The sequence below is a fragment of the Serratia sp. AXJ-M genome (assembly GCF_046531865.1).
Taxonomy (GTDB): Bacteria; Pseudomonadota; Gammaproteobacteria; order Enterobacterales; family Enterobacteriaceae; genus Serratia; species Serratia liquefaciens.
This window is the reverse complement of sequence record NZ_CP059394.1, coordinates 3,186,051-3,205,756: the sequence shown is the minus strand read 5'-3', so window position 1 is coordinate 3,205,756 and position 19,706 is coordinate 3,186,051. Positions and strand designations below refer to the sequence as shown.

The 19,706-nt window shown below is 55.7% G+C and carries 20 protein-coding genes; 8 read left to right on the top strand and 12 right to left on the bottom strand.

Annotation, left to right across the window (positions count from 1 at the left end):
- Window positions 1-155: 155 nt before the first annotated feature.
- Both H0S68_RS15045 and mgtA read left to right on the top strand, forming a co-directional pair.
- Window positions 156-854 (top strand): MgtC family protein, encoded by a 699-nt coding sequence (locus tag H0S68_RS15045; protein WP_044552178.1) that lies wholly within the window; start codon window positions 156-158, stop codon window positions 852-854.
- 199 nt (window positions 855-1,053) lie between these two features.
- Window positions 1,054-3,753, top strand: coding sequence for a magnesium-translocating P-type ATPase (gene mgtA / locus H0S68_RS15040; RefSeq protein ID WP_020827570.1), 2,700 nt, complete (start codon window positions 1,054-1,056; stop codon window positions 3,751-3,753).
- Window positions 3,754-3,789: 36 nt separating this feature from the next.
- Here the strand turns inward: mgtA and H0S68_RS15035 are convergent, their stop codons facing one another.
- The 4 genes from H0S68_RS15035 to H0S68_RS15020 form a co-directional block, all read right to left on the bottom strand.
- Complete coding sequence (locus H0S68_RS15035; RefSeq protein ID WP_020827569.1) at window positions 3,790-4,563, bottom strand: DUF3307 domain-containing protein; 774 nt, start codon at window positions 4,561-4,563, stop codon at window positions 3,790-3,792.
- Between the two features lie 2 nt (window positions 4,564-4,565).
- Entirely contained in the window at window positions 4,566-5,162 is a 597-nt protein-coding gene (locus H0S68_RS15030) for a SatD family protein (protein WP_116690243.1), read from the bottom strand.
- 114 nt (window positions 5,163-5,276) lie between these two features.
- Entirely contained in the window at window positions 5,277-5,741 is a 465-nt protein-coding gene (locus H0S68_RS15025; RefSeq protein ID WP_273854398.1) for a DMT family transporter, read from the bottom strand.
- A gap of 5 nt (window positions 5,742-5,746) precedes the next feature.
- On the bottom strand, window positions 5,747-6,202 hold the full coding sequence (locus H0S68_RS15020; protein WP_130016354.1) for a DMT family transporter: 456 nt from the start codon (window positions 6,200-6,202) through the stop codon (window positions 5,747-5,749).
- Window positions 6,203-6,308: 106 nt separating this feature from the next.
- On the opposite strand from H0S68_RS15020, the gene H0S68_RS15015 reads away from it, so the two are divergent.
- A complete protein-coding gene (locus H0S68_RS15015; RefSeq protein ID WP_130016353.1) occupies window positions 6,309-7,226 on the top strand; it encodes a LysR family transcriptional regulator in 918 nt (305 codons plus the stop codon).
- Window positions 7,227-7,306: 80 nt separating this feature from the next.
- Here the strand turns inward: H0S68_RS15015 and H0S68_RS15010 are convergent, their stop codons facing one another.
- Window positions 7,307-7,486 (bottom strand): hypothetical protein, encoded by a 180-nt coding sequence (locus tag H0S68_RS15010; RefSeq protein WP_020827564.1) that lies wholly within the window; start codon window positions 7,484-7,486, stop codon window positions 7,307-7,309.
- 252 nt (window positions 7,487-7,738) lie between these two features.
- On the opposite strand from H0S68_RS15010, the gene H0S68_RS15005 reads away from it, so the two are divergent.
- The 3 genes from H0S68_RS15005 to arsC all read left to right on the top strand — a co-directional run bounded on the left by H0S68_RS15005 (window position 7,739) and on the right by arsC (window position 9,874).
- On the top strand, window positions 7,739-8,068 hold the full coding sequence (locus H0S68_RS15005) for a metalloregulator ArsR/SmtB family transcription factor (RefSeq protein ID WP_130016352.1): 330 nt from the start codon (window positions 7,739-7,741) through the stop codon (window positions 8,066-8,068).
- A 69-nt stretch (window positions 8,069-8,137) separates the two neighbouring features.
- Window positions 8,138-9,421, top strand: a complete 1,284-nt coding sequence (locus H0S68_RS15000) for an arsenic transporter (RefSeq protein ID WP_128865365.1) — start codon at window positions 8,138-8,140, stop codon at window positions 9,419-9,421.
- A gap of 21 nt (window positions 9,422-9,442) precedes the next feature.
- Window positions 9,443-9,874 carry a glutaredoxin-dependent arsenate reductase gene (gene arsC / locus H0S68_RS14995; protein ID WP_130016351.1) on the top strand — a complete coding sequence of 144 codons (432 nt, stop codon included), beginning with the start codon at window positions 9,443-9,445 and terminating at the stop codon, window positions 9,872-9,874.
- A 5-nt stretch (window positions 9,875-9,879) separates the two neighbouring features.
- Here the strand turns inward: arsC and pcaD are convergent, their stop codons facing one another.
- The 4 genes from pcaD to H0S68_RS14975 are packed head-to-tail and all read right to left on the bottom strand — an operon-like array spanning window position 9,880 to window position 13,220.
- Window positions 9,880-10,650: a 3-oxoadipate enol-lactonase gene (gene pcaD, locus H0S68_RS14990; RefSeq protein WP_122079723.1), complete on the bottom strand. Its 771-nt coding sequence runs from the start codon at window positions 10,648-10,650 to the stop codon at window positions 9,880-9,882.
- A gap of 13 nt (window positions 10,651-10,663) precedes the next feature.
- Window positions 10,664-11,866 (bottom strand): 3-oxoadipyl-CoA thiolase, encoded by a 1,203-nt coding sequence (gene pcaF / locus H0S68_RS14985; protein ID WP_130016350.1) that lies wholly within the window; start codon window positions 11,864-11,866, stop codon window positions 10,664-10,666.
- Window positions 11,844-12,524, bottom strand: a complete 681-nt coding sequence (locus H0S68_RS14980) for a 3-oxoacid CoA-transferase subunit B (RefSeq protein WP_122079721.1) — start codon at window positions 12,522-12,524, stop codon at window positions 11,844-11,846. The genes pcaF and H0S68_RS14980 overlap by 23 nt, the downstream gene beginning before the upstream one ends.
- Window positions 12,525-12,533: 9 nt before the next feature.
- Window positions 12,534-13,220: a 3-oxoacid CoA-transferase subunit A gene (locus H0S68_RS14975; RefSeq protein WP_122079720.1), complete on the bottom strand. Its 687-nt coding sequence runs from the start codon at window positions 13,218-13,220 to the stop codon at window positions 12,534-12,536.
- 241 nt (window positions 13,221-13,461) lie between these two features.
- Between H0S68_RS14975 and H0S68_RS14970 the strand changes: the two genes are divergently transcribed.
- Window positions 13,462-14,295 (top strand): IclR family transcriptional regulator C-terminal domain-containing protein, encoded by an 834-nt coding sequence (locus tag H0S68_RS14970; RefSeq protein WP_122079719.1) that lies wholly within the window; start codon window positions 13,462-13,464, stop codon window positions 14,293-14,295.
- 54 nt (window positions 14,296-14,349) lie between these two features.
- Here H0S68_RS14970 and H0S68_RS14965 read toward each other — a convergent pair whose 3' ends face one another.
- The 3 genes from H0S68_RS14965 to H0S68_RS14955 all read right to left on the bottom strand — a co-directional run bounded on the left by H0S68_RS14965 (window position 14,350) and on the right by H0S68_RS14955 (window position 17,854).
- On the bottom strand, window positions 14,350-15,306 hold the full coding sequence (locus H0S68_RS14965; RefSeq protein WP_130016349.1) for a Dyp-type peroxidase: 957 nt from the start codon (window positions 15,304-15,306) through the stop codon (window positions 14,350-14,352).
- Between the two features lie 723 nt (window positions 15,307-16,029).
- Window positions 16,030-16,380 (bottom strand): hypothetical protein, encoded by a 351-nt coding sequence (locus tag H0S68_RS14960; RefSeq protein WP_130016348.1) that lies wholly within the window; start codon window positions 16,378-16,380, stop codon window positions 16,030-16,032.
- Window positions 16,381-16,636: 256 nt separating this feature from the next.
- Window positions 16,637-17,854 (bottom strand): M24 family metallopeptidase, encoded by a 1,218-nt coding sequence (locus H0S68_RS14955; RefSeq protein WP_130016347.1) that lies wholly within the window; start codon window positions 17,852-17,854, stop codon window positions 16,637-16,639.
- 594 nt (window positions 17,855-18,448) lie between these two features.
- On the opposite strand from H0S68_RS14955, the gene H0S68_RS14950 reads away from it, so the two are divergent.
- The gene (locus H0S68_RS14950; protein ID WP_130016346.1) at window positions 18,449-19,657 is read left to right on the top strand and encodes an MFS transporter; all 1,209 of its coding nucleotides are present in this window, start codon (window positions 18,449-18,451) and stop codon (window positions 19,655-19,657) included.
- Window positions 19,658-19,706: the final 49 nt, after the last annotated feature.

The window sequence follows — 19,706 nt, the reverse complement described above, 5'->3', positions numbered from 1 at the left end:
GGTGAATTGATTTGGACGTAATTATGGTTATTTGCAGCCACAGCCTATTCCCTCCTGGCACTTATACGCTCAATCGCTGATTTATTATCGGCGCGATTTCGCGTGTGCTAAAAAGCACATGATTTTATCTCCTGTGGTTATTTAAGGGGAAAGTCATGGCTATGACTCCTTTTGTTTTAAATTTATTACTGGCGATGAGCCTGGGTGCCGTTATTGGCGCAGAACGGCAATGGCGCCAGCGTATGGCCGGCCTGCGTACCAATGCACTGGTGGCGACCGGGGCGGCGGTATTTATCCTCAGCTCCATGTCTACCGACCCTTCCAGCGCCGGCCGGGTTGCGGCACAAATTGTCTCTGGCATCGGCTTTTTGGGGGCCGGGGTAATCATGCGTGAAGGCCTGAATATCCGCGGCCTTAATACGGCGGCCACGCTCTGGTGCTCAGCCGCAATAGGCGTGCTGTGCGGCCTGGGGCAGTATTGGAACGCGGTGCTGGCGACGCTGGTGATCCTGTGCGCCAATATTCTGCTGCGCGAAGCGGCGCAGCGCATCAATCTGCAGCCGCAACAACAGGCGACCGATCTGGAGGTGTGCTACCGCATACAGGTCACCTGCGGCGAGCAGGATGAAATACTGGTACGCACCCTGATATTACAGGCGCTAAATGGCGTGGCATTAAGATTACAATCATTGCGCAGTGCCGATATTGCTATTCCCGGCCAGCTGGAGGTTTGCGCGGAAATAACCGCTAACCCTTCGGTGCAAAAAGAGATTGAGGGTATTGTCTGTCGCGTCAGTCTGGAAAAAAGCGTCAGTGCTGTACGTTGGCGTATCGCTTCTGAATTGCCTGTCTAATAAGTCATTAATGTTTCACTGTACTCAGTGATAAGGAGGCGTCATGGACGGTGACCCCGAAAGCTTAATTATTCAGCGTGCACGACGCGGCAATAGTTCGCGTTAATCACGCCAATTAAATAAATTCCATTCTGTGCTTATTCACCTGTTAATCAGGCGGGGTATCCCTGTGCGCAGAGTAAGATAAGAGAATTGCATTATGACCTATATTAATGAAACCGTACGTCGCCGGGATAAAAAATCGACGCCATACGCCATCGCACAAGAGGCGAAAAACAGCGTTGACCAGACGCTGGCAAATTTAAAATGCAACCGTAATGGATTAACCCAGGAGGATGTTGATGAACGCCTGACGCAGTTTGGTATTAATCAGGTAGCTCATGAGAAGGCTCCGCACGCGTTGGTGCAGTTGTTCAGCGCCTTTAATAACCCGTTTATCTATGTACTGATGGTGCTGGCTGCGATCAGTTTCTTTACCGATTACTGGCTGCCTGCCCGGCGCGGTGAAGAAACCGATCTCACCGGTGTCATCATCATTCTGGTGATGGTGTCACTCAGCGGGCTGCTGCGCTTCTGGCAGGAATACCGCACCAACAAGGCGGCGGAGACGCTGAAGTCGATGGTGCGAACCACCGCAACGGTAATGCGCCGCAGCAGCTACAGCGCACATCCGCTGACGCTGGAGGTCCCGATCCGCGAACTGGTGCCGGGCGATATTATTCAGCTCTCTGCCGGGGATATGGTACCGGCGGACGTTCGCCTGCTGGCGTCGCGCGATCTGTTTATCAGCCAGGCCATTCTGACCGGCGAGGCGATCCCGATTGAGAAATACGACGTTATGGGCAACGTCAGCCAAAAATCGAGTGAGGACGAAGTCTCCAGCGAACATGCGCTGTTGGAGCTGTCGAACATCTGCCTGATGGGCACCAACGTCGCCAGTGGTACCGCCACGGCGGTGGTGGTGGCAACCGGCGGACGCACCTATTTCGGGTCGCTGGCGAAGTCGATTGTCGGCACCCGTTCGCAAACCGCGTTTGATCGCGGGGTTAACAGCGTCAGTTGGCTGCTGATCCGCTTTATGTTGGTGATGGTGCCCATTGTGTTGCTGATCAACGGGTTCACCAAAGGCGACTGGAGCGAAGCCGCGCTGTTTGCCCTGGCGGTGGCGGTTGGGTTGACGCCAGAAATGCTGCCGATGATCGTCAGTTCCAACCTGGCGAAGGGCGCTATCGCCATGTCGCGACGCAAAGTGGTGGTCAAGCGTTTGAACGCCATTCAGAACTTTGGCGCGATGGACGTGTTGTGCACCGACAAAACCGGCACCCTGACGCAGGATCGCATCATCCTTGAGCACCATCTGGATGCCAGCGGGACCAAAGACAATGAGGTGCTGCACCTGGCTTGGTTGAACAGCTTCCACCAGAGCGGAATGAAAAACCTGATGGACCAGGCGGTGATCCGTTTTGGTCGCGGCAAACCGGGCATCGAGGCGTTGGGCCGCTACAGCAAGGTCGATGAGCTGCCCTTTGATTTTATACGCCGCCGTTTATCGATCGTGGTGGCGGATGAAAATGGCCAACAACGCCTGATTTGCAAAGGGGCGGTGGAGGAAATGCTCGAAATTGCCACCCATGTGCGCGACGGGCAGCAGATTTTACCGCTGGATCAGGCTCGGCGTGAGGCGTTGCAGGCGCTTGCCGCTCAATATAACGAAGAGGGATTCCGCGTGCTAGTACTGGCAACGCGAGATCTGGGCGAACAGAAAAATGCTCTGCCGCTGAGTATTATCGATGAACGCGATATGGTGATCCAGGGCGTTCTGACCTTCCTCGATCCACCGAAGGAGAGCGCACAGGAAGCGATCGCCGCCCTGCAGGAAAACGGCGTAGCGATTAAGGTTTTGACCGGTGATAACCCGGTGATCACCTGCAAAATCTGCCGCGATGTTGGCCTGGAGCCGGGTGAACCGCTTTCCGGTCCGCAAATTGAACAGATGGATGACGCCATGCTGGCGCAAGAAGTGGAACAGCGCACGGTCTTCACCAAACTGACGCCGCTGCAGAAGTCGCGAGTGTTGAAAATGCTGCAGGCGAATGGCCATACCGTCGGGTTCCTCGGCGACGGCATTAACGATGCGCCGGCGCTGCGCGATGCCGACGTGGGCATTTCGGTCGACACCGGTACGGACATCGCCAAAGAGTCGGCAGACATCATTTTGCTGGAAAAAAATCTGATGGTGCTGGAAGAGGGGGTGATCAAGGGACGGGAGACTTTCGGCAATATCATCAAGTACCTGAACATGACCGCCAGCTCCAACTTCGGCAACGTGTTTTCGGTGCTGGTGGCCAGCGCCTTTATTCCGTTTTTGCCGATGCTGGCGATCCACCTGCTGATCCAGAACCTGATGTACGATATCTCTCAGCTGTCGCTGCCGTGGGACAAGATGGACAAAGAGTTCCTGCGCAAGCCGCGCAAGTGGGATGCGAAAAACATTGGCCGCTTTATGCTGTGGATTGGGCCAACGTCGTCCATCTTTGATATCACTACCTATGCGCTGATGTGGTTTGTTTTCGCCGCCAACAGCGTAGAGCATCAGGCGTTGTTCCAGTCCGGCTGGTTTATTGAAGGTTTGCTGTCGCAAACCCTGGTGGTGCATATGCTGCGCACCCAGAAGATCCCGTTTATTCAGAGCACCGCCGCGCTGCCGGTGTTGCTGACCACGGCGCTGGTGATGGGGCTGGGTATCTATCTGCCGTTCTCGCCGCTGGGCGCACTGGTTGGGTTGCAGCCGTTGCCGTGGGAATACTTCCCGTGGCTGGCAGGTACCTTGGTGAGCTACTGCGTGGTGGCGCAGCTGATGAAGCGTTTCTATATTCGCCGCTTCGGTGAGTGGTTGTAATAAGTGCCGGCTGTAGGGGCGAAATATTATCCGCCTCTACAGCATTTTTTTCACCAGCAGACCCAGCATGATGGTTAGGGTAAAGGAAAACAGCGTACCCAGTAGCACATACTCGGTACGCATTTTGTCATCGCTCTGGCGCAAATCGCCAAAGCGAAAGATTGACTTGGCCGCCAGCAAAAAACCGACCGCCGGGATTTGGCCGATCAGCACAAAGGTCAGGATCAGCGTTCTTTCCAGATAGCCAATTTGCTTGCCCGCACGTAATAACGAGTCGTTATCGGCTTTGGCTGAAGGAGGCATCTGCGGTGCCCAGTGAGCCAAAAGCTGGCCGATAAGCACGCCCATCGGCATGTAAATCACCAAATACGTCACCACAACCAGTCCAGCCTGCCAGCCGGCTATGGCCGCTCCCAGCGTGCTAAGCAGGCCATGGGCATTGGGCGTCAGCGACAGCCACAGCAGTGCAATCACCGTAAGATGCAGGCCTTGATCGAGCAGAAAACCGCCCGCTTGACTGATGCGCGTCAATAACGTGACCTTCAACAGGTCAATCAGCCAGTGGCTGATGGCGATAACCAGCAGGGCGGTCAGCACCTGGCCGGAAGAGAGTCCGCCATGCAGCAACGCAAAACCGGCCACCACCCAGGCGGCCAGCACGCCGTGCAGTAAGGCATGCAGCAACAGGAAACGAGAACGTGCGCGGTGACGAGCCTTATCCTCGACCCAACTGCGCGGCTGCAGCGGGAAGTCTGCAAGCAGGTGAACCACCAGCAACCAGGTCAGCAACGGCGCGTAGCTCAAATCCATATTCAGGTGATCCTGTTAATCGCGTGAATAAATCGCATCATTTCCTCGTAGGCCGCGCGTTTCAGCGTAGCAGAAACGGTGGAGGCGGCCTTTTGCAGCTTTTCCGCTACCTCTTGGCTGGTGTCGGCGAAGAAACGTGCCTGGACGACCTGCGCTTCGGTCTGTGAAAGGCGGCTAATCACATGATCTAACATCGGCAATAGATCGCTGACAATGGCATTTGTCTGCTCATTGTCATTTTTCAGAGCCAGTCGGCAATTTTTCATCAAAGCGTCCAGGGCCTGGCCAGAATTCACAAAGGCGCTGCCATAACCGGCGGTTTGTCCCTGGTCGCTGCCGAGGCCAACGGCGATGCGGGCATCCCAATGGCGTGAGTCCATCGCTCTAAGCGCAATACGGATATACACCGCCAGCAGCAAACCGGATTGCGGTTCGGCCACCGCTTGAAAAGCATCGCCACGGAAAATCTCGAATCGCTCAATAAGCGTAGCCCGTTGCAATTGACTCAGCAGGGCATTTAACCCGGTAATGTAGTGAGTGGTGTCTAATTGCCGTGAATTGACCAGATCGCCGGTGATCACGCTAACTTGTGCTGGCATCTCTTTTTCTACTCTGAAGCGGGAGTTATCGGTAAATTTCGCACCTCAAGGCGAATATGTCAATAATTCGTATCTGAGAGCGAATATGATAAATATTCGTCTCTCAAGGCGAAATCAACTCCGCCGCTGAATAGGCTCAAGCATCAGCTTAAGCAGCGATTTCTCCATCCGGGCGACATAGACGCCCAGCAGGATCAGCCCCACGCCCAAGATCTGCGCGCTGATGGTATCGCCGCTGTCGCGCAGGCGGTCGATAACCACGCCTGCCAGCATTTGGCCACTGATAATCAGTAGTGCGGCGCGCAGGGTGCCGAGACGCGGCAGAACATAGCTATTCAGCGCGACAAACAACGCCCCGATGACACCGCCAAGGTAGGCACCCCACGGGGCCTGGCCGAAGGTTGCACCGTTGACGCTGCCGGTTGCCAGCAGCAGCAGGCTGAGGAACAAAAAACCGACGATATGATTGCAAAGTGAGGCATGAAAAGCGCCACGATCCAGCGCCAGACGCCCGTTGATTGCGCGGCTGAGGCCGATACAGACGCCGTTGAGTAGAGCAAGGACTATCAGGGTAAACATGGGCGTTACCTCAGGAAAATGAGCAGAGCGCAGCCGCAGAGGATCAGCAGCGTGGCGACGATATCGTTGAGACTCAAACGGCGTTTAAGCGAGCCAAACCAGCCGCAGCTGTCGGCGAGCATGCCGAACAAAACCTGACCGGTAAGCATCAGCGCCAGGCTGCCGGAAAGCGCCAGCGGGCTGTTGACCGTAATGGCGGCCAGCACCACCGTCAGGGCACCGGGCAGACCGCCCAAATAAGCCCAGCGAGGCGTCCTGGCCGATGAGGCCGCGCGGCGCGGAGTACGACGGTTCAGCAGGAGCAGCAGCAACCAGGCGGTGATGGCGCCCATACCGTGAGCCAACCACGAGGCCAGCAAGGGGGAGTTATAGCTGGCCAGCAGGCTGTTGATGGCAATCATCAGGGCCAATAGGGCACCGGCGCCCAGCGCCAGCAGAGGATCGGAAAAACGTTCACGCATCAGGGTTTCAACTTCAAAATTAATTTGAAGAGCAGCCTATATTGTTTTTGTTTAAAGCTTAATCCACTAAAATGGAAAATCATTGTTGAGAAAAAGTTGACTGATAATGAACGATCGCTTTGCAGCAATCCCGGTATTTGTGGCGGTGGTGGAATGCGAAAGCTTTTCTGCCGCCGCCGAGCGACTGGGCATCACCAAATCGGCAGTAAGCAAACGCATCACCCAGCTGGAACGCTCACTGGGCGTGCAATTATTGCAGCGAACCACCCGCAGTTTGAGCCTGACCGAGGCCGGTGAGCAGTATTTTGGCTATGCACGCAATGCCTGTGCCGTAGCGCAAGAGGGAGAGGATGCGGTCACCCGCTTGCAGGGGCAGCCGCAGGGCTGCCTGAGGATCAGCGTACCCATGGTGTTTGGTCGTTTGCATATTGCCCCGTTGATCCCCCGTTTCCTGGCAGCTTATCCGGCGGTGGAGATCAATATGATGATGGACGACCAACTGGTCGATTTGGTCGAAGGGGGCTATGACCTGGCGATCCGCATCGGTCGACTGGCCGACTCGAGCCTGATAGCCCGGCGTATTGCGCCGTGCAACAGCGTCTTGTGCGCAGCGCCGTCTTATCTGGCGCGCTGTGGAACACCGACGGACATGGAGCAATTAGCGAAGCATAACTGTTTGTTTTACAGCTATTTCCGCGGGGGGAGCGAATGGCAGTTCGACGGGCCTGCGGGGGCTGTACGTTTCCAACCCAAAGGCAATTACCAGGTGAATAACAGCGAGGCGTTGCGTGAAGCGTTGATCGCCGGTTTGGGGATTTGTCAGATGCCGACTTTCATCGTTGGAGACGATATTGCGCAGGGGCGACTGCTTGAATTGATGTCGGACTATCGGCTGCCCGAGCATGCCATTTATGCCATCTATCCACAGCGCAAATACTTACCGGCTAAGGTATCGGCCTTTGTCGATTTTCTACTGGCTCAGCTCGGAGGAGAGCGGCCTTATTGGGATACCCCGGATCGGTGATAACACCCCGTCGCCATTCGACCGGGAATACGCGTGCCTATAGGTACGCCACCGGCGAAGGGAGATTAAGGTGCGGGGTGTTAGAAACTTTTCACCAGCACTTCGCGCGGCTGTTCGTTGCCGTGCTTCAACAGATAGTCGAAAGATTTCTCGCTACTTTTCAGCTGCTGCAGAAATTCCTGCGGTGACAGGTCGTGTTTTTTGCCGCTCATATAAGCCAGCGCCAGTTCTTTTGCCTGATAACGTGAGAAGTTGTACATAAGAGCCCTCTAAACGGTGGATTTCACGCTAGAGATTGTAACGAAAGAGCACATAATGAACAGTCGCTTTGGCGTATGGAATCAATAGCTGAAACTTAACTCAGGCTGAGTGAGCGTTTTCACCGGGCCATCGCGAAAGTGAGCCATTCTGCGCAATCTTCACAAATCTTAATATTCACTAATTCATATATGTTTCTTGGCGTTTTTCCTCCTTCGGCTTATGATGGCGGTTATCGTAAAAGGAGGATCCCCATGACATCACTGACGCCACTGACATTGTTTAAAAATCTGTCGGAGGAAACTCGCCTCACGCTGGTGCTTTTGCTGCGCCAGGCGGGTGAGCTATGCGTGTGCGAATTGGTCAGCGCATTGGAGGAATCGCAACCCAAAGTTTCTCGTCACCTCGCGATGTTACGTGAAAGTGGTCTGCTGATCGATCGTCGCGAGGGCAAGTGGATTTACTACCGCCTGTCGCCGCATATGCCGGCCTGGGCGGCGGCAATCATCGAACAGGCTTATCTTAGCCGGCAACAGCAGGTGACCGAGCTGGCGCAGCGCGCGTTAGGGGCGGTCTGCCGGTAACGCTAAAAAATTTAAATAAATATATTCGAAATAACATATATGTTTGATGTGAGAGACTAAGGAGTTGTGATGGTGTTGGCAGGGGCAATATTTATCCTGACGATCGTTTTGGTGATCTGGCAGCCGAAAGGCTTGGGCATAGGCTGGAGTGCCTGTTTCGGCGCGCTGTTGGCATTGCTGACCGGAGTGGTACAGGTCGGCGATATTCCGCTGGTCTGGCAGATCGTCTGGAACGCCACCGCGACCTTTATCGCGGTGATCATTATCAGCCTGCTGCTGGACGAGTCCGGCTTCTTTGAATGGGCAGCGCTGCATGTTGCGCGCTGGGGCAAGGGCAAAGGGCGCTGGTTGTTCACCTATATTGTGCTGCTGGGCGCCGCGGTGGCGGCGTTGTTTGCCAATGACGGGGCGGCGCTGATCCTGACGCCGATAGTGATTGCGATGCTGCTGGCGTTGGGGTTCAGTTCAGGGGCAACGCTGGCCTTCGTGATGGCGGCGGGATTTATCGCCGATACCGCCAGCCTGCCGCTGGTGGTGTCCAATTTGGTGAATATTGTCTCCGCTGATTTCTTTCAACTGGGTTTCACGCAGTATGCGGCGGTGATGGTGCCGGTGAACCTTGCCGCCATCGTCGCCACGCTGGTGATGTTGCACCTGTTCTTTCGCAAGGACATTCCGCGCAGCTATGACCTGAGGTTGCTGCGGCCACCGCGTGAGGCCATTCGCGATTTGCAGACGTTTAGAGCCGGTTGGGGCGTATTGGTGTTGCTGCTGGTGGGGTTTTTTGGGCTTGAGCCGCTGGGCGTGCCGGTTAGCCTGGTCGCCGCCGTTGGTGCGTTGATCCTGCTGCTGGTGGCGAAAAAGGGGCAGGCCATCGACACTGCTAAAGTGTTGCGGGGCGCCCCCTGGCAGATCGTGGTCTTCTCTCTCGGGATGTATCTGGTGGTCTACGGGCTGCGTAATGCAGGGCTGACCGATACCCTGGCCGGTGTGCTGGATTTTCTGGCCGAGCGCGGAATTTGGGCAGCTACGCTGGGCACCGGTTTCCTGACGGCATTTTTGTCCTCGGTGATGAACAACATGCCGACGGTGTTGGTGGGGGCCTTGTCGATTGACGGCAGCAATGCCGAAGGCGTAATTAAACAGGCAATGATTTATGCCAATGTCATAGGCAGCGATCTTGGGCCGAAAATTACGCCGATCGGTAGCCTGGCCACGCTGCTGTGGCTGCACGTATTGTCGAAGAAAAGCATCGTCATAAGCTGGGGATACTATTTCCGGGTCGGGGTAGTGATGACCCTGCCGGTGCTGTTGGTTGCGCTGACCGCCCTGGCCCTGCGCCTGTCGCTTTAGCCATAACTCAGAGAGAACGCCATGAGTAACATCAAGATTTACCACAACCCGGCTTGCGGCACATCGCGCAATACGTTGGCACTGATCCGCAACAGTGGTGTGGAACCGACGGTGATTTTGTATCTGGAGACACCGCCCGACCGCGAGCAATTGATCGGGTTGATTGCCGATATGGGAATATCTGCGCGAGCCTTACTGCGTAAAAACGTCGAGCCTTATGAATCGTTGGGGCTGGCAGATGCAGGCTGGAGTGACGAACAATTGATCGACTTTATGTTGCAACAGCCGATATTGATTAATCGACCTATTGTGGTGACACCCTTGGGCACCCGTCTGTGTCGACCGTCGGAAGCCGTGCTGGATATCCTGCCGGATCCGCAGCAGGGCTCTTTCACCAAGGAAGACGGTGCACCAGTGATCGATGCGCAAGGGCGGCGAGTAGCCGACCAATAACCGACTTAGCCGGCCGAACGTTCCTCAGTCAGGAATTCGATCACGCTGTGGCTGAACAGTTGCGGACAGGCGAGGTTGGAGATATGCGAAGCCGGCAGCCGCTGCAGTTCCGCGTGCGGGGCGTTGGCCACCAGAAACTCGGCGTCCGCGACGGTGGTTACCGGATCAGCGTCTCCGGCGATCACCCGCATCGGCCGGCTCATGGAAACCACGTCGGCGCGTAAATCCGCCACTGACAAGGCATCGCAGCAGGCGGCGTATCCTTCGGGGTTACCGGCCGCCAGAGCGGCGACCAGGGAGGCAACCTGCTCAGGATGATTTTGCAGAAAGGCTTCGGTGAACCAGCGGGCGGGGGAGGCGGCGGCAATCGAAGACAACCCTTGGCTACGCACCTGCTGCGCTCGCTGTTGCCAGCCTTCGGCATTACCGATGCGTGCGGCGGTATTGGCGACCACCATCCGCGTGATGCGCTGCGGGTGGTAACGGTTAAGCCACAGACCGGTCAGGCCGCCCATTGAAATGCCGCAGAAATGGGCGCTGGGTACGTCCAGATAATCGAGCAGGGCGATCACGTCCTGGCCGAGATCCTCAAGCCGTAATCGTGGGGTAGACAGCGGCGTGGCACCGTGTCCGCGTTGGTTATAACGCAATACCCGAAAGTGTTCGCTCAGTGCCAACAGCTGCGGTTGCCACAGATCGAAGGTGGTGCCCAGTGAGTTGGACAGTACCAACAGCGGCGCAGCCGCGCGGCCATCAAGACGATAGTCGATATCCATCCTTGTCCCCTTTTCACACCCGCTCGATAATCAGCGCAATACCCTGGCCGACGCCGATACACATGGTGCATAGGCCATAACGCCCACGCGTGTTCTGCAATTGCCAGGCCGCGTTCATCACCAGCCTGCCACCGGAGGCGCCCAGCGGGTGACCCAGAGCGATGGCGCCGCCGTTAGGGTTGACCTGTGCGGCATCGTCGGGGAGTCCCAGCTCACGGGTCACTGCCAGCGCCTGCGCCGCAAAGGCCTCATTAAGCTCGATCACGTCCATCTGATCCAGGCTTAAACCAGCAATTTTCAGCACCTTGCGAACCGCCTGCGCCGGGGCAAAGCCCATGATCGACGGCTCAATACCGGTAACGGCGCTGGCAACAATGCGCGCCATGGGCTGCAGGCCGTGGCGGGACAGCCCGGATTCGCCGGCCAGCAGCAGCGCACAGGCGCCGTCGTTTAGCCCGGAGGCATTGCCTGCGGTGACGGTACCCTGCGGATCCACTACCGGTTTCAGTTTCGCCAATGCCTCCATCGTGGTAGCGCGAGGATGTTCGTCTTGCGTGAACAGCTGCGGCTCGCCTTTTTTCTGTGCGATGCTGACATCAATCAGTTGGTCGGCAAAAAAGCCGCTTTCCTGAGCGGCGGCGGTACGCAGTTGGCTGCGCAGGGCGAAAGCATCCTGATCCTGACGGGAAATATTGAACTTCAGGGCGACGTTTTCGGCGGTTTGCGGCATCGAATCCACACCGTACAGCGTTTTCATCTGCGGATTGATAAACCGCCAGCCCATGGTGGTGTCTTCCAGTTTCATCGCCCGGCTGAAAGCGCTTTCCGCCTTGCCCATGACGAAGGGCGCGCGGGACATGCTCTCTACGCCACCGGCAATCATCAGTTCGCTTTCACCTGTTTTTATCGCGCGCGCCGCCATCGCTACCGCATCCAGGCTGGAGCCACACAGGCGATTAAGGGTGCAGCCGGGGATTTGTAGCGGCAGGCCTGCCAGCAGTAACGCCATGCGCGCCACGTTACGGTTGTCTTCGCCAGCCTGATTGGCACAGCCGAGCAGCACATCATCCACTGCGGCCCAGTCCAGCTGCGGGTGTCGAACCTGCAGCGCTTTCAGCGGCAGAGCGGCCAAATCGTCGGCGCGAACGGTTGCCAGGCTCCCGTTCAATCGGCCAAAAGGCGTGCGGACGGCGTCACACAGATAGGCTGGATTCATGGGGATGTTCTCCGTGCTGAAGGGCAAAGGTCAATTCAACCGGGGTGACTTCCTGCAGCTGTTCCGGGGTCAGACCGCCGAATATTTCGCGGACCACCAGGCCTTGCGGGGTCACGTCCATCACCGCCAGATCGCTGTAGATGCGATCGATGCAGCCGACGCCGGTCAATGGATAAGTGCAGTGGCGGACAATTTTGCATTCCCCTTTTTTGGTCAGGTGCTCGGTCATCACAAACACCTGGCGGGCGCCAATGGCCAAATCCATCGCGCCGCCTACCGCCGGAATGGCTCCTGGGGCACCGGTGCTCCAGTTAGCCAGATCGCCCCGTTCGGAAACCTGATAGGCACCGAGCACGCAGATATCCAGGTGGCCACCTCGCATCATGGCGAAGGAGTCGCCGTGATGGAAAAAACAGCCGCCCTTGAGCAGGGTGACCGGCTGCTTGCCGGCATTGATCAGTTCGGGATCCTCCTGGCCCGCCGCCGGTGCCGGGCCCATGCCGAGAATACCGTTCTCGCTGTGCAGAAAAATCTCTTTATCCGCCGGCAGGTAGTTGGCGATCTGCGTGGGAATGCCAATGCCCAGATTGACGTAGGCGCCTTCCGGGATATCGCGCGCAATGCGTTCTGCCAACTGTTGATGAGTAAGTTTGGTCATGGAGAGCCCTTAAGCCGAAAGCTGCGCAGGATGGTCAGGCGTGGTCACCAGGCGCTGTACGAAGATCCCAGGCGTAATGATGTTTTCAGGATCCAGTTCGCCCAGCGGCACCATGCGATTAACTTCAGCAATGGTGCAGGTGGCGGCCATGGCCATGATCGGCCCAAAGTTGCGCCCGGTTTTGTTATACCGCAGGTTGCCCCAGCGATCGGCCTGTTCGGCCTTGATCAGGGCGAAGTCCGCCCTCAACGGCAGTTCGAACACGTAGTGCCTGCCGTCGATCTCGCGGGTTTCTTTGCCCTGCGCCAACTCGGTGCCGTATCCGGTGGGTGTGTAAAACCCACCGAGCCCGGAACCGGCAGCCTGGATACGGGCCGCCAGATTACCCTGTGGGATCAGTTCCAGCTCCAGTTCGCCGCGGCGGTAAAGGTCGTCAAATACCCAGGAATCCGACTGACGCGGGAATGAACAAATGACCTTGCGTACACAACCGGCCTTCAGCAGCGCGGCCAGGCCAAAGTCGCCATTGCCGGCGTTGTTGCTGATCAACGTCAGCTCGCGTGGGCAGCGCCGAATCAGTGCATCCAGTAGCGCATAAGGCTGACCGGCGGGGCCAAAACCGCCGACCATAATGGTCGAGCCGTCGGGGATATCGGCGACGGCGGCGTCTACGGACGCCACGCTTTTATCGATCATCTGCTCTCCTGAGTACGCTAAGAGTCTCTCAGCGTGACGCTGGTGGGTCTGGATCCACCTTAAGCGAGGAAAAATGCAGCGACAAGTGCGAATATCAGCTGTTTGTGCGATTATCGAAGCGATGGTAATTTGCCTGTCAATTCTGTGACGCAGATAACTAAATCGCTATTGGATGCCAGACAAAGCAGCATCGCGGCGCCACAGGCTTATAATGCCAAAGTTTATTGAATCGGAGGTCCGGATGGGCGATGAGTCGGAATTTGGCGCTGGAGAACTGCGCCGGCTGCAGGAAATCGGGGATTTAAGTAACGATCAGTATAAAGGCGATCCCAATTTTATGGCGTCGCTGGCCAGGGGGTTAGAGGTGTTGCAGGCCTTCCAGCCGCAATATTCGCAAATGTCGGTTTCTGAAATCAGCCACATTACCGGTATTCCCCGTGCGGCGGTGCGCCGCTGCCTTTACACTCTGCGCGCCCTCGGCTTTGTCCATTGCCCCGACGGTCGGCATTACCGGCTGTTGCCGCGGGTTCTGACTATCGGTCACGCCTATCTTTCCTCATCCGAATTGGCGAAAGCGGCACAAAACTCGCTGGACTATCTCAGTAAACTGCTGAATGAATCCTGCTCGGTAGCGACCCTGGACGGTGACAATATTCTGTATATCGCCCGTGCTTCGGTGAAGCGCATCATGACCATCGATCTGGGACGGGGCAGCCGTTTGCCGGCCTACGCGACGTCAATGGGATTGGTTTTACTCAGCGCGCTGGACGAAGCGCAGTTGGACGATTATCTGTCGCGGGTCACCTTCGAACCGCTGACAGAGTTTACCGTGGCCAGCGCTGAGCAACTGCGTGAACAGCTGGCCAAGGTGCGTCGTCAGGGGTATGCGATTAACGATCAACAGTTAGAAATAGGCTTGCGTTCGATCGCAGTGCCGATGCATTCACGTAAGGGCGGCGTAGTGGCGGCGATGAACGTAGGGGTGAATGCCTCGCAAATTTCGTCGGCGGAATTGCGTGAGCGTGTGCTGCCGCAGTTGCAGCGTACGGCAATGGAGCTGGCACTGCTGCTGTAGTCGGGAGCACTGACCCCGAGTCCGCGCTGGGATCAGTCTCCCTGCTTTTAGCGATTATTGCGGGCCGTTACGCTCAGCCAGGGCTTCCAACAGGGGTGCCGAAGGCGTAAAGAACAGGCTGCCGGTGACCGCGCGGCTGAAATCCAGCAGGCGATCGTAGTTGCCGGCCGGCCGACCTACAAACATGTTCTCCAGCATTTGCTCGATTGGCTGGGGGGAGCGGGCGTAGCCGATAAAGTAAGTGCCGAATTCGCCCATGCCGGGTTTGCCAAACGGCATGTTGTCACGCAATATTTTGACTTCATTGCCGTTTTCATCGGTCAGCGTCGTCAGGGAACTGTGGGATGACGAAGGCTTGACGTCCTCATCCAGTTCAATATTGGATTGCTTGTGGCGACCAATAATGCGCTCTTGCGTTTCGACGCTCAGTGAGTTCCAGCCTTTCATGTCGTGCAGGTATTTTTGTACCAGCACGTAGCTGCCGCCGGAAAAACCGGCGTCTTCCTCGCCAATCACCGTATAGTCGAAGGCTTCGTGTCCCTCGGGGTTTTCGGTGCCGTCGACAAAGCCAATCATTGCCCGCTGGTCGAAATAACGGAAACCGTGCACTTCCTCTATTACCGTCACGGCATCGCCAAGCTTGTTCATCAACTGTGTGGCGAGTTCGAAGCACAAATCCATCTCGTCGGCGCGAATGTGCAGCAGGATATCGCCAGGGGTCGAAACGGCAACGCGGTCGCCGGTGCCTATCTCACGAAAAGGATGAAGTAGCGCCGGGCGGGGCTGGCCGAACAACCGATCCCAGGCCGAAGAGCCAAATCCGCAGACGCAGGACAGATTGCCCGCAGGGGATCTTTTACCGACGGAACGAATTACGCCGCTGATATCCGCGCACCAGCCACGCACCGCAGCGTGCTGCGCAGGGTTGGCGGATAAAGTCGCGACCAAAAAAATAGCGTGGCGTGTAACGGGGCTGAAGACAGCCTGGGGGTGTTGATTTTGGGTAGTCATAGCATCCAGTGCCGAGGAGAGTCAGAGCTTAAAACTAATCTATTTTCGCGGTCACGCCAACTGATTAACCCCAGTTGACGTGTGGAGTCGCAGAACGACGATGGCGAATAAAAAAATCGCTATCGGCGCAGGTAAGATTACGCCAGGCAAGCGTCAGGCAGAAGTCCCTCTGCCGTTAAGGCGTTCAATTCCTTCAGCAAGCTGAAAGTCAGTTTCATGTGTTTACGATCTATCGGGCTGCCATTTTGGCGCGCGTGGCGCAAAACAGCGGTGAACTGGAACTGTTACCGTCGCATTTTAATCTGCCGACGAGGGCCTTATCGGTAGACATTCATGACCCGGCACTGCCGAAGAGGATTATTCAGGACACTAGTAGGGAATAAGGCGGCAGGGGAATCACTGCCGCCTCGCATTAATGAAGAAGAACATTGTGGTAAAGAACAGAAAGATCAGCTTCCCCTGAGTGGTCTGCCGAAAATGAATTTAATTATTAAGTAAATAAACCTTACCAAGGCCACACCGCAGCCAATTGATACTAACAGGACGGAAATTCCCCTCGGCGCGGGATACCATGTTGAAAAGCCTACTCCGGCCCCGCTTAGCAAGGAAGAAGATAAAAATATACCCATGACAACTGATATTATTTTTAGCGCTTTATTATTCATGTGATCACCTGAGAACGGCGAAAGGTCAGCCCGTTGTTATTTTCGTTAAGGTTAATGCTTACCAGGAACACTTGCCGCCGGCACTTGACCCGCATTTATTCCCGCCTTTCCCCATGCCTACGTTACCGCCGCCCCTGCTGGCATCTTTAAAACAGCCGCCGGTCACCGCACCGCCAACCAACCCCATCGCCGCCCCGGGTAATCCGCCGAATGCCCCTAAGGCCGCGCCGGCCACCATGCCATTGATGCAGTCTTCCGAGGTGTTTTTAGCATAGTAATCGCCAGAACGTCCCTGCTTACCACCGTTGTTTTTCCCTTTATTCCTGCGGCTATTATCCGCACGGTCGCCGCCATTGTTGCCGCGACCGCCGGCGATAGTCTCTAATAGCGCAGAATCAATTGTTTTCATAACTCACTCCTTTTTAATTTATGATTTTTTATTATATCTTTCCTTGAAGAACGATTAATTATTAACTCAATTCATTTGTCATATCAACCGTTATTTCATTCTTGGGTTACGGTGGCGTTATAAATTAATGATTATATTAACCTGAAAAATTAAATAAGATGACTAAATTAAATCGATATTAATAACCACTATTTTTATGGCAGGGTTAATCTTTTAATTCAGGCGGCATCGCCGCCCGAAGGGGGGATCAGGAGTCTCAACCAAAGGGGGCATCAATAGATTTCGCCGGCGCGGTAAACCAGCGCGCTCCGTCTTTGGTGACGTAGAAATGATCCTCAAGGCGAATGCCGAACTCGCCCGGCAGGCATAGCATGGGTTCGATGCTGGCGCACATGCCCACGTCGAGCGGCTCCTGCTGCTTGCGGATCAGATACGGCGCTTCATGAATGTCCAGCCCGATACCGTGACCGGTACGGTGCGGCAGCCCCGGCAGCTGATAATCCGGCCCAAAACCATGAGAAGCCAGCGCTTCGCGCGCGGCGTCATCCACTTTATGGCAGGGCACGCCGGGCGCGATTACAGCAAATGCCGCAGCCTGCGCATCATGTTCAGCCTGCCAGGCAAAGCGTTGGCGCGGGTTGGCTTCGCCGTAGACATAAGTTCGGGTGATATCGGACAGGTAGCCCTTGTAGCGACAGCCGGTATCCAGCAGCACGACATCGTTATGTTGCAGCGGGTTGGGGGCTTTAACGCCATGAGGAAACGCGCTATCGGATCCGAACAGTGCAATGCAGAAGTAAGAACCGGTGGTGCCCATTTTGCGATGGGCCTGATCGACAAACTCGACCAGCTCTCTGGCGGTGATCCCTGGGCGCAATATGCTTGCCGCCGCCTGTTGGACCCGCAGGGTAATGTTATTCGCGGTTTGCATCAGCGCAATTTCGGCCGCCGATTTGCGGCTGCGGCAGTACCCGGTGATCGGCAGGGCGCTGACCAACTTTATTTCACCGGCATGCTGTTGCAGGCCGAGGAACAGCGTGACCGACGCGGTTTCGCAAATGGCCACTTTGAGTTGGCGGCCCGAACCCGTCAGCCCACGCGCGGCCAGTACGGTGAAGAACAACCGATAGGGATCTTCTTCCTCATGCCAGCTAAATATCTCCCCCTCAATCACCTGCGCGTCCTTGAACGTGCCGATCTCAAACCAGGGCGCAATATAGGCGATTTCCCCCTCGGCCGGGATCACCGCGCCCACCATACGTTCGCTGGGCGACCAGGCGGTACCGGTAAAATAGAGCAGGTTGCTGCCGGCATTGAGGTAGCAGGCGTCAATGCCGTTGTCGCGCATCAGGCGCTGCGCGTGCTGAATGCGTTGCCGGTATTCCACCGCGGCGATTTCAGGCGGGTTGTCCGTGAGCGGTTGCAGCTGTTCCAGGGCCTGTTGTGGCGTACTACCGCCAATGCCTGTAGCCATGTGTTCTCCTCGCGTGATGTTAATGTCAGGGCCAATGTCCCCGCGCGTCAAACCTTCATCATAAATAAAGCGCGGCAGGAATACTTGGCTCCAATAGGGAGTAAAAATGACGATTACGGCACAGTTTCTGTTTTCTGCGCCGCTATAGCGCCAGAGGGCCCTGAGAGTTTGGTTCAAAGGGCGTCATTCGCAGACTGAAAATTATTATTTTCACCATAATTAACACTTAACTCACTGTAATTAAATATGAATGCAATAACGCATCAATGTGATGCAAAAACGCTCTTGTAAATAATGATTAGCGTTGCTAATTCTTAATGCCCATGCATTAAAATTGTTTATGATAAATTTCGGGGACTTTTTAAGATGGCGAATTAATAATTATTAACCAAGATGATTTCAACGCGAACAATATTCTATGGTCTGAGCTCCATTCGGGAGGGGTTAATGCCTGAGCGTTACCTTCGCTTTATTGTTACGCATAAATAGTTAAGTTATTTATTTCATTGAGTGTGCCCGATCAAATAAATGAGTGGGTATGTTCGATTGATATATTCATTCGTTCTTTTAGCGAATATCTATTGAGAGCACCTTATGGAAACAGAGGCCGTTGAGTCCAAGTTCAGTTTTGGTTCTTATACCCGATTATTGTCTGATCCCGGACATGCGACGCTTTCATTGTTTGGCCTGCTGGTCAGGTTTCCGGTGGCGATGCGGTCCATCAGTTGCATAATGTTGATTTCCGCCACTATGGACTCGTTATGGATTGCCGGAACCGTGGCGGGAACATTAATGATTACGCAGGCGATAGCCAGCCCGGTATTAGGCCGATTTGCCGATAAATTCAGTCAGCGAAAGGTGCTTATTATTACCTGCTGCTGCCACGTCATTGCGATCCTTTCGTTAATTGGCTTGGTGCTGCTGAATATGCACTTATGGGCAATTATGGCCGCGGCCATTGCTACCGGTTGTTCGTCGGTGCCGGTGGATGGATTTATTCGTACTCGCTGGGCCTCCATGGTGACCGATGAAGCGCTACGAACCGCGTACGCGTTAGAAACCGTGCTTGATGAGATCATTTTCTTATTGGGGCCGTTAATCGCCATTGTTTTGGCCACGGCATGGCACCCCGCAGCGGGGCTGGCGTTATGCGCCGCGCTCACCTTCAGTGGTTCTCTGGCCCTGGTGTTACATCGGCGTTCTGAGCCGGTTATTGTGCACAAGAGCGCAGAAAGCGATCGTCGGGCAATCAGCATGGTCTGGGTACGGGCGTTAATGATCTCCTATGCGGCGGTAGGCCTGTTTCTTGGCTCAATCGACGTCATGATGATCGCCTACGCCAAAGAAGTAGGCAATCCAACCCTCGCCGGCGTGCTGTTATCCATTTGCGCCGCGGGCAGCCTGGTGGGCGGCACCTGCTACGGCGCCATGAACTGGACCTTATCGCAACCTCGCCTGCTGCTGATCACCTCCGCCACCCTGTGTGCCGGCACGCTCCCGCTGATTTTCACCAGCGTTCCCGTTGTCATGGGCATTTCCGCTTTCGTCGCCGGGCTGTCTGTGGCGCCGTTATTGATCACCTGCAGCAACCTGCTGGAGTCCTTGACGCCGAAAGGGTGTTTATCCGAAGGCTTCTCCTGGTTGTCCAGCGCCGGCTGGCTGGGCTTTTCACTGGGCGTCTCGGTGGGTGGACAGCTTTCTGATCAAAGCGGAGCGGGTCAGGTGGCCTGGGTAGCCATGGCCGCCGGAACACTCGCTTTATTATCCAGCCTGTTTAGCCAGAAATTACTCAGCAATAAATAAAAACTACGCCCCAGAATATCGGGGCCTCACATTATTATTTTCGAAACAG

What these genes read in the sequence shown, in the direction of transcription:
- H0S68_RS15045 (WP_044552178.1), top strand. Translation starts at nt 156, where the DNA reads ATGGCTATGACTCCTTTTGTTTTAAATTTATTACTGGCGATGAGCCTG.
- mgtA (WP_020827570.1), top strand. Translation starts at nt 1,054, where the DNA reads ATGACCTATATTAATGAAACCGTACGTCGCCGGGATAAAAAATCGACG.
- H0S68_RS15035 (WP_020827569.1), bottom strand. Translation starts at nt 4,563, where the DNA reads ATGGATTTGAGCTACGCGCCGTTGCTGACCTGGTTGCTGGTGGTTCAC.
- H0S68_RS15030 (WP_116690243.1), bottom strand. Translation starts at nt 5,162, where the DNA reads ATGCCAGCACAAGTTAGCGTGATCACCGGCGATCTGGTCAATTCACGG.
- H0S68_RS15025 (WP_273854398.1), bottom strand. Translation starts at nt 5,741, where the DNA reads ATGTTTACCCTGATAGTCCTTGCTCTACTCAACGGCGTCTGTATCGGC.
- H0S68_RS15020 (WP_130016354.1), bottom strand. Translation starts at nt 6,202, where the DNA reads ATGCGTGAACGTTTTTCCGATCCTCTGCTGGCGCTGGGCGCCGGTGCC.
- H0S68_RS15015 (WP_130016353.1), top strand. Translation starts at nt 6,309, where the DNA reads ATGAACGATCGCTTTGCAGCAATCCCGGTATTTGTGGCGGTGGTGGAA.
- H0S68_RS15010 (WP_020827564.1), bottom strand. Translation starts at nt 7,486, where the DNA reads ATGTACAACTTCTCACGTTATCAGGCAAAAGAACTGGCGCTGGCTTAT.
- H0S68_RS15005 (WP_130016352.1), top strand. Translation starts at nt 7,739, where the DNA reads ATGACATCACTGACGCCACTGACATTGTTTAAAAATCTGTCGGAGGAA.
- H0S68_RS15000 (WP_128865365.1), top strand. Translation starts at nt 8,138, where the DNA reads ATGGTGTTGGCAGGGGCAATATTTATCCTGACGATCGTTTTGGTGATC.
- arsC (WP_130016351.1), top strand. Translation starts at nt 9,443, where the DNA reads ATGAGTAACATCAAGATTTACCACAACCCGGCTTGCGGCACATCGCGC.
- pcaD (WP_122079723.1), bottom strand. Translation starts at nt 10,650, where the DNA reads ATGGATATCGACTATCGTCTTGATGGCCGCGCGGCTGCGCCGCTGTTG.
- pcaF (WP_130016350.1), bottom strand. Translation starts at nt 11,866, where the DNA reads ATGAATCCAGCCTATCTGTGTGACGCCGTCCGCACGCCTTTTGGCCGA.
- H0S68_RS14980 (WP_122079721.1), bottom strand. Translation starts at nt 12,524, where the DNA reads ATGACCAAACTTACTCATCAACAGTTGGCAGAACGCATTGCGCGCGAT.
- H0S68_RS14975 (WP_122079720.1), bottom strand. Translation starts at nt 13,220, where the DNA reads ATGATCGATAAAAGCGTGGCGTCCGTAGACGCCGCCGTCGCCGATATC.
- H0S68_RS14970 (WP_122079719.1), top strand. Translation starts at nt 13,462, where the DNA reads ATGGGCGATGAGTCGGAATTTGGCGCTGGAGAACTGCGCCGGCTGCAG.
- H0S68_RS14965 (WP_130016349.1), bottom strand. Translation starts at nt 15,306, where the DNA reads ATGACTACCCAAAATCAACACCCCCAGGCTGTCTTCAGCCCCGTTACA.
- H0S68_RS14960 (WP_130016348.1), bottom strand. Translation starts at nt 16,380, where the DNA reads ATGAAAACAATTGATTCTGCGCTATTAGAGACTATCGCCGGCGGTCGC.
- H0S68_RS14955 (WP_130016347.1), bottom strand. Translation starts at nt 17,854, where the DNA reads ATGGCTACAGGCATTGGCGGTAGTACGCCACAACAGGCCCTGGAACAG.
- H0S68_RS14950 (WP_130016346.1), top strand. Translation starts at nt 18,449, where the DNA reads ATGGAAACAGAGGCCGTTGAGTCCAAGTTCAGTTTTGGTTCTTATACC.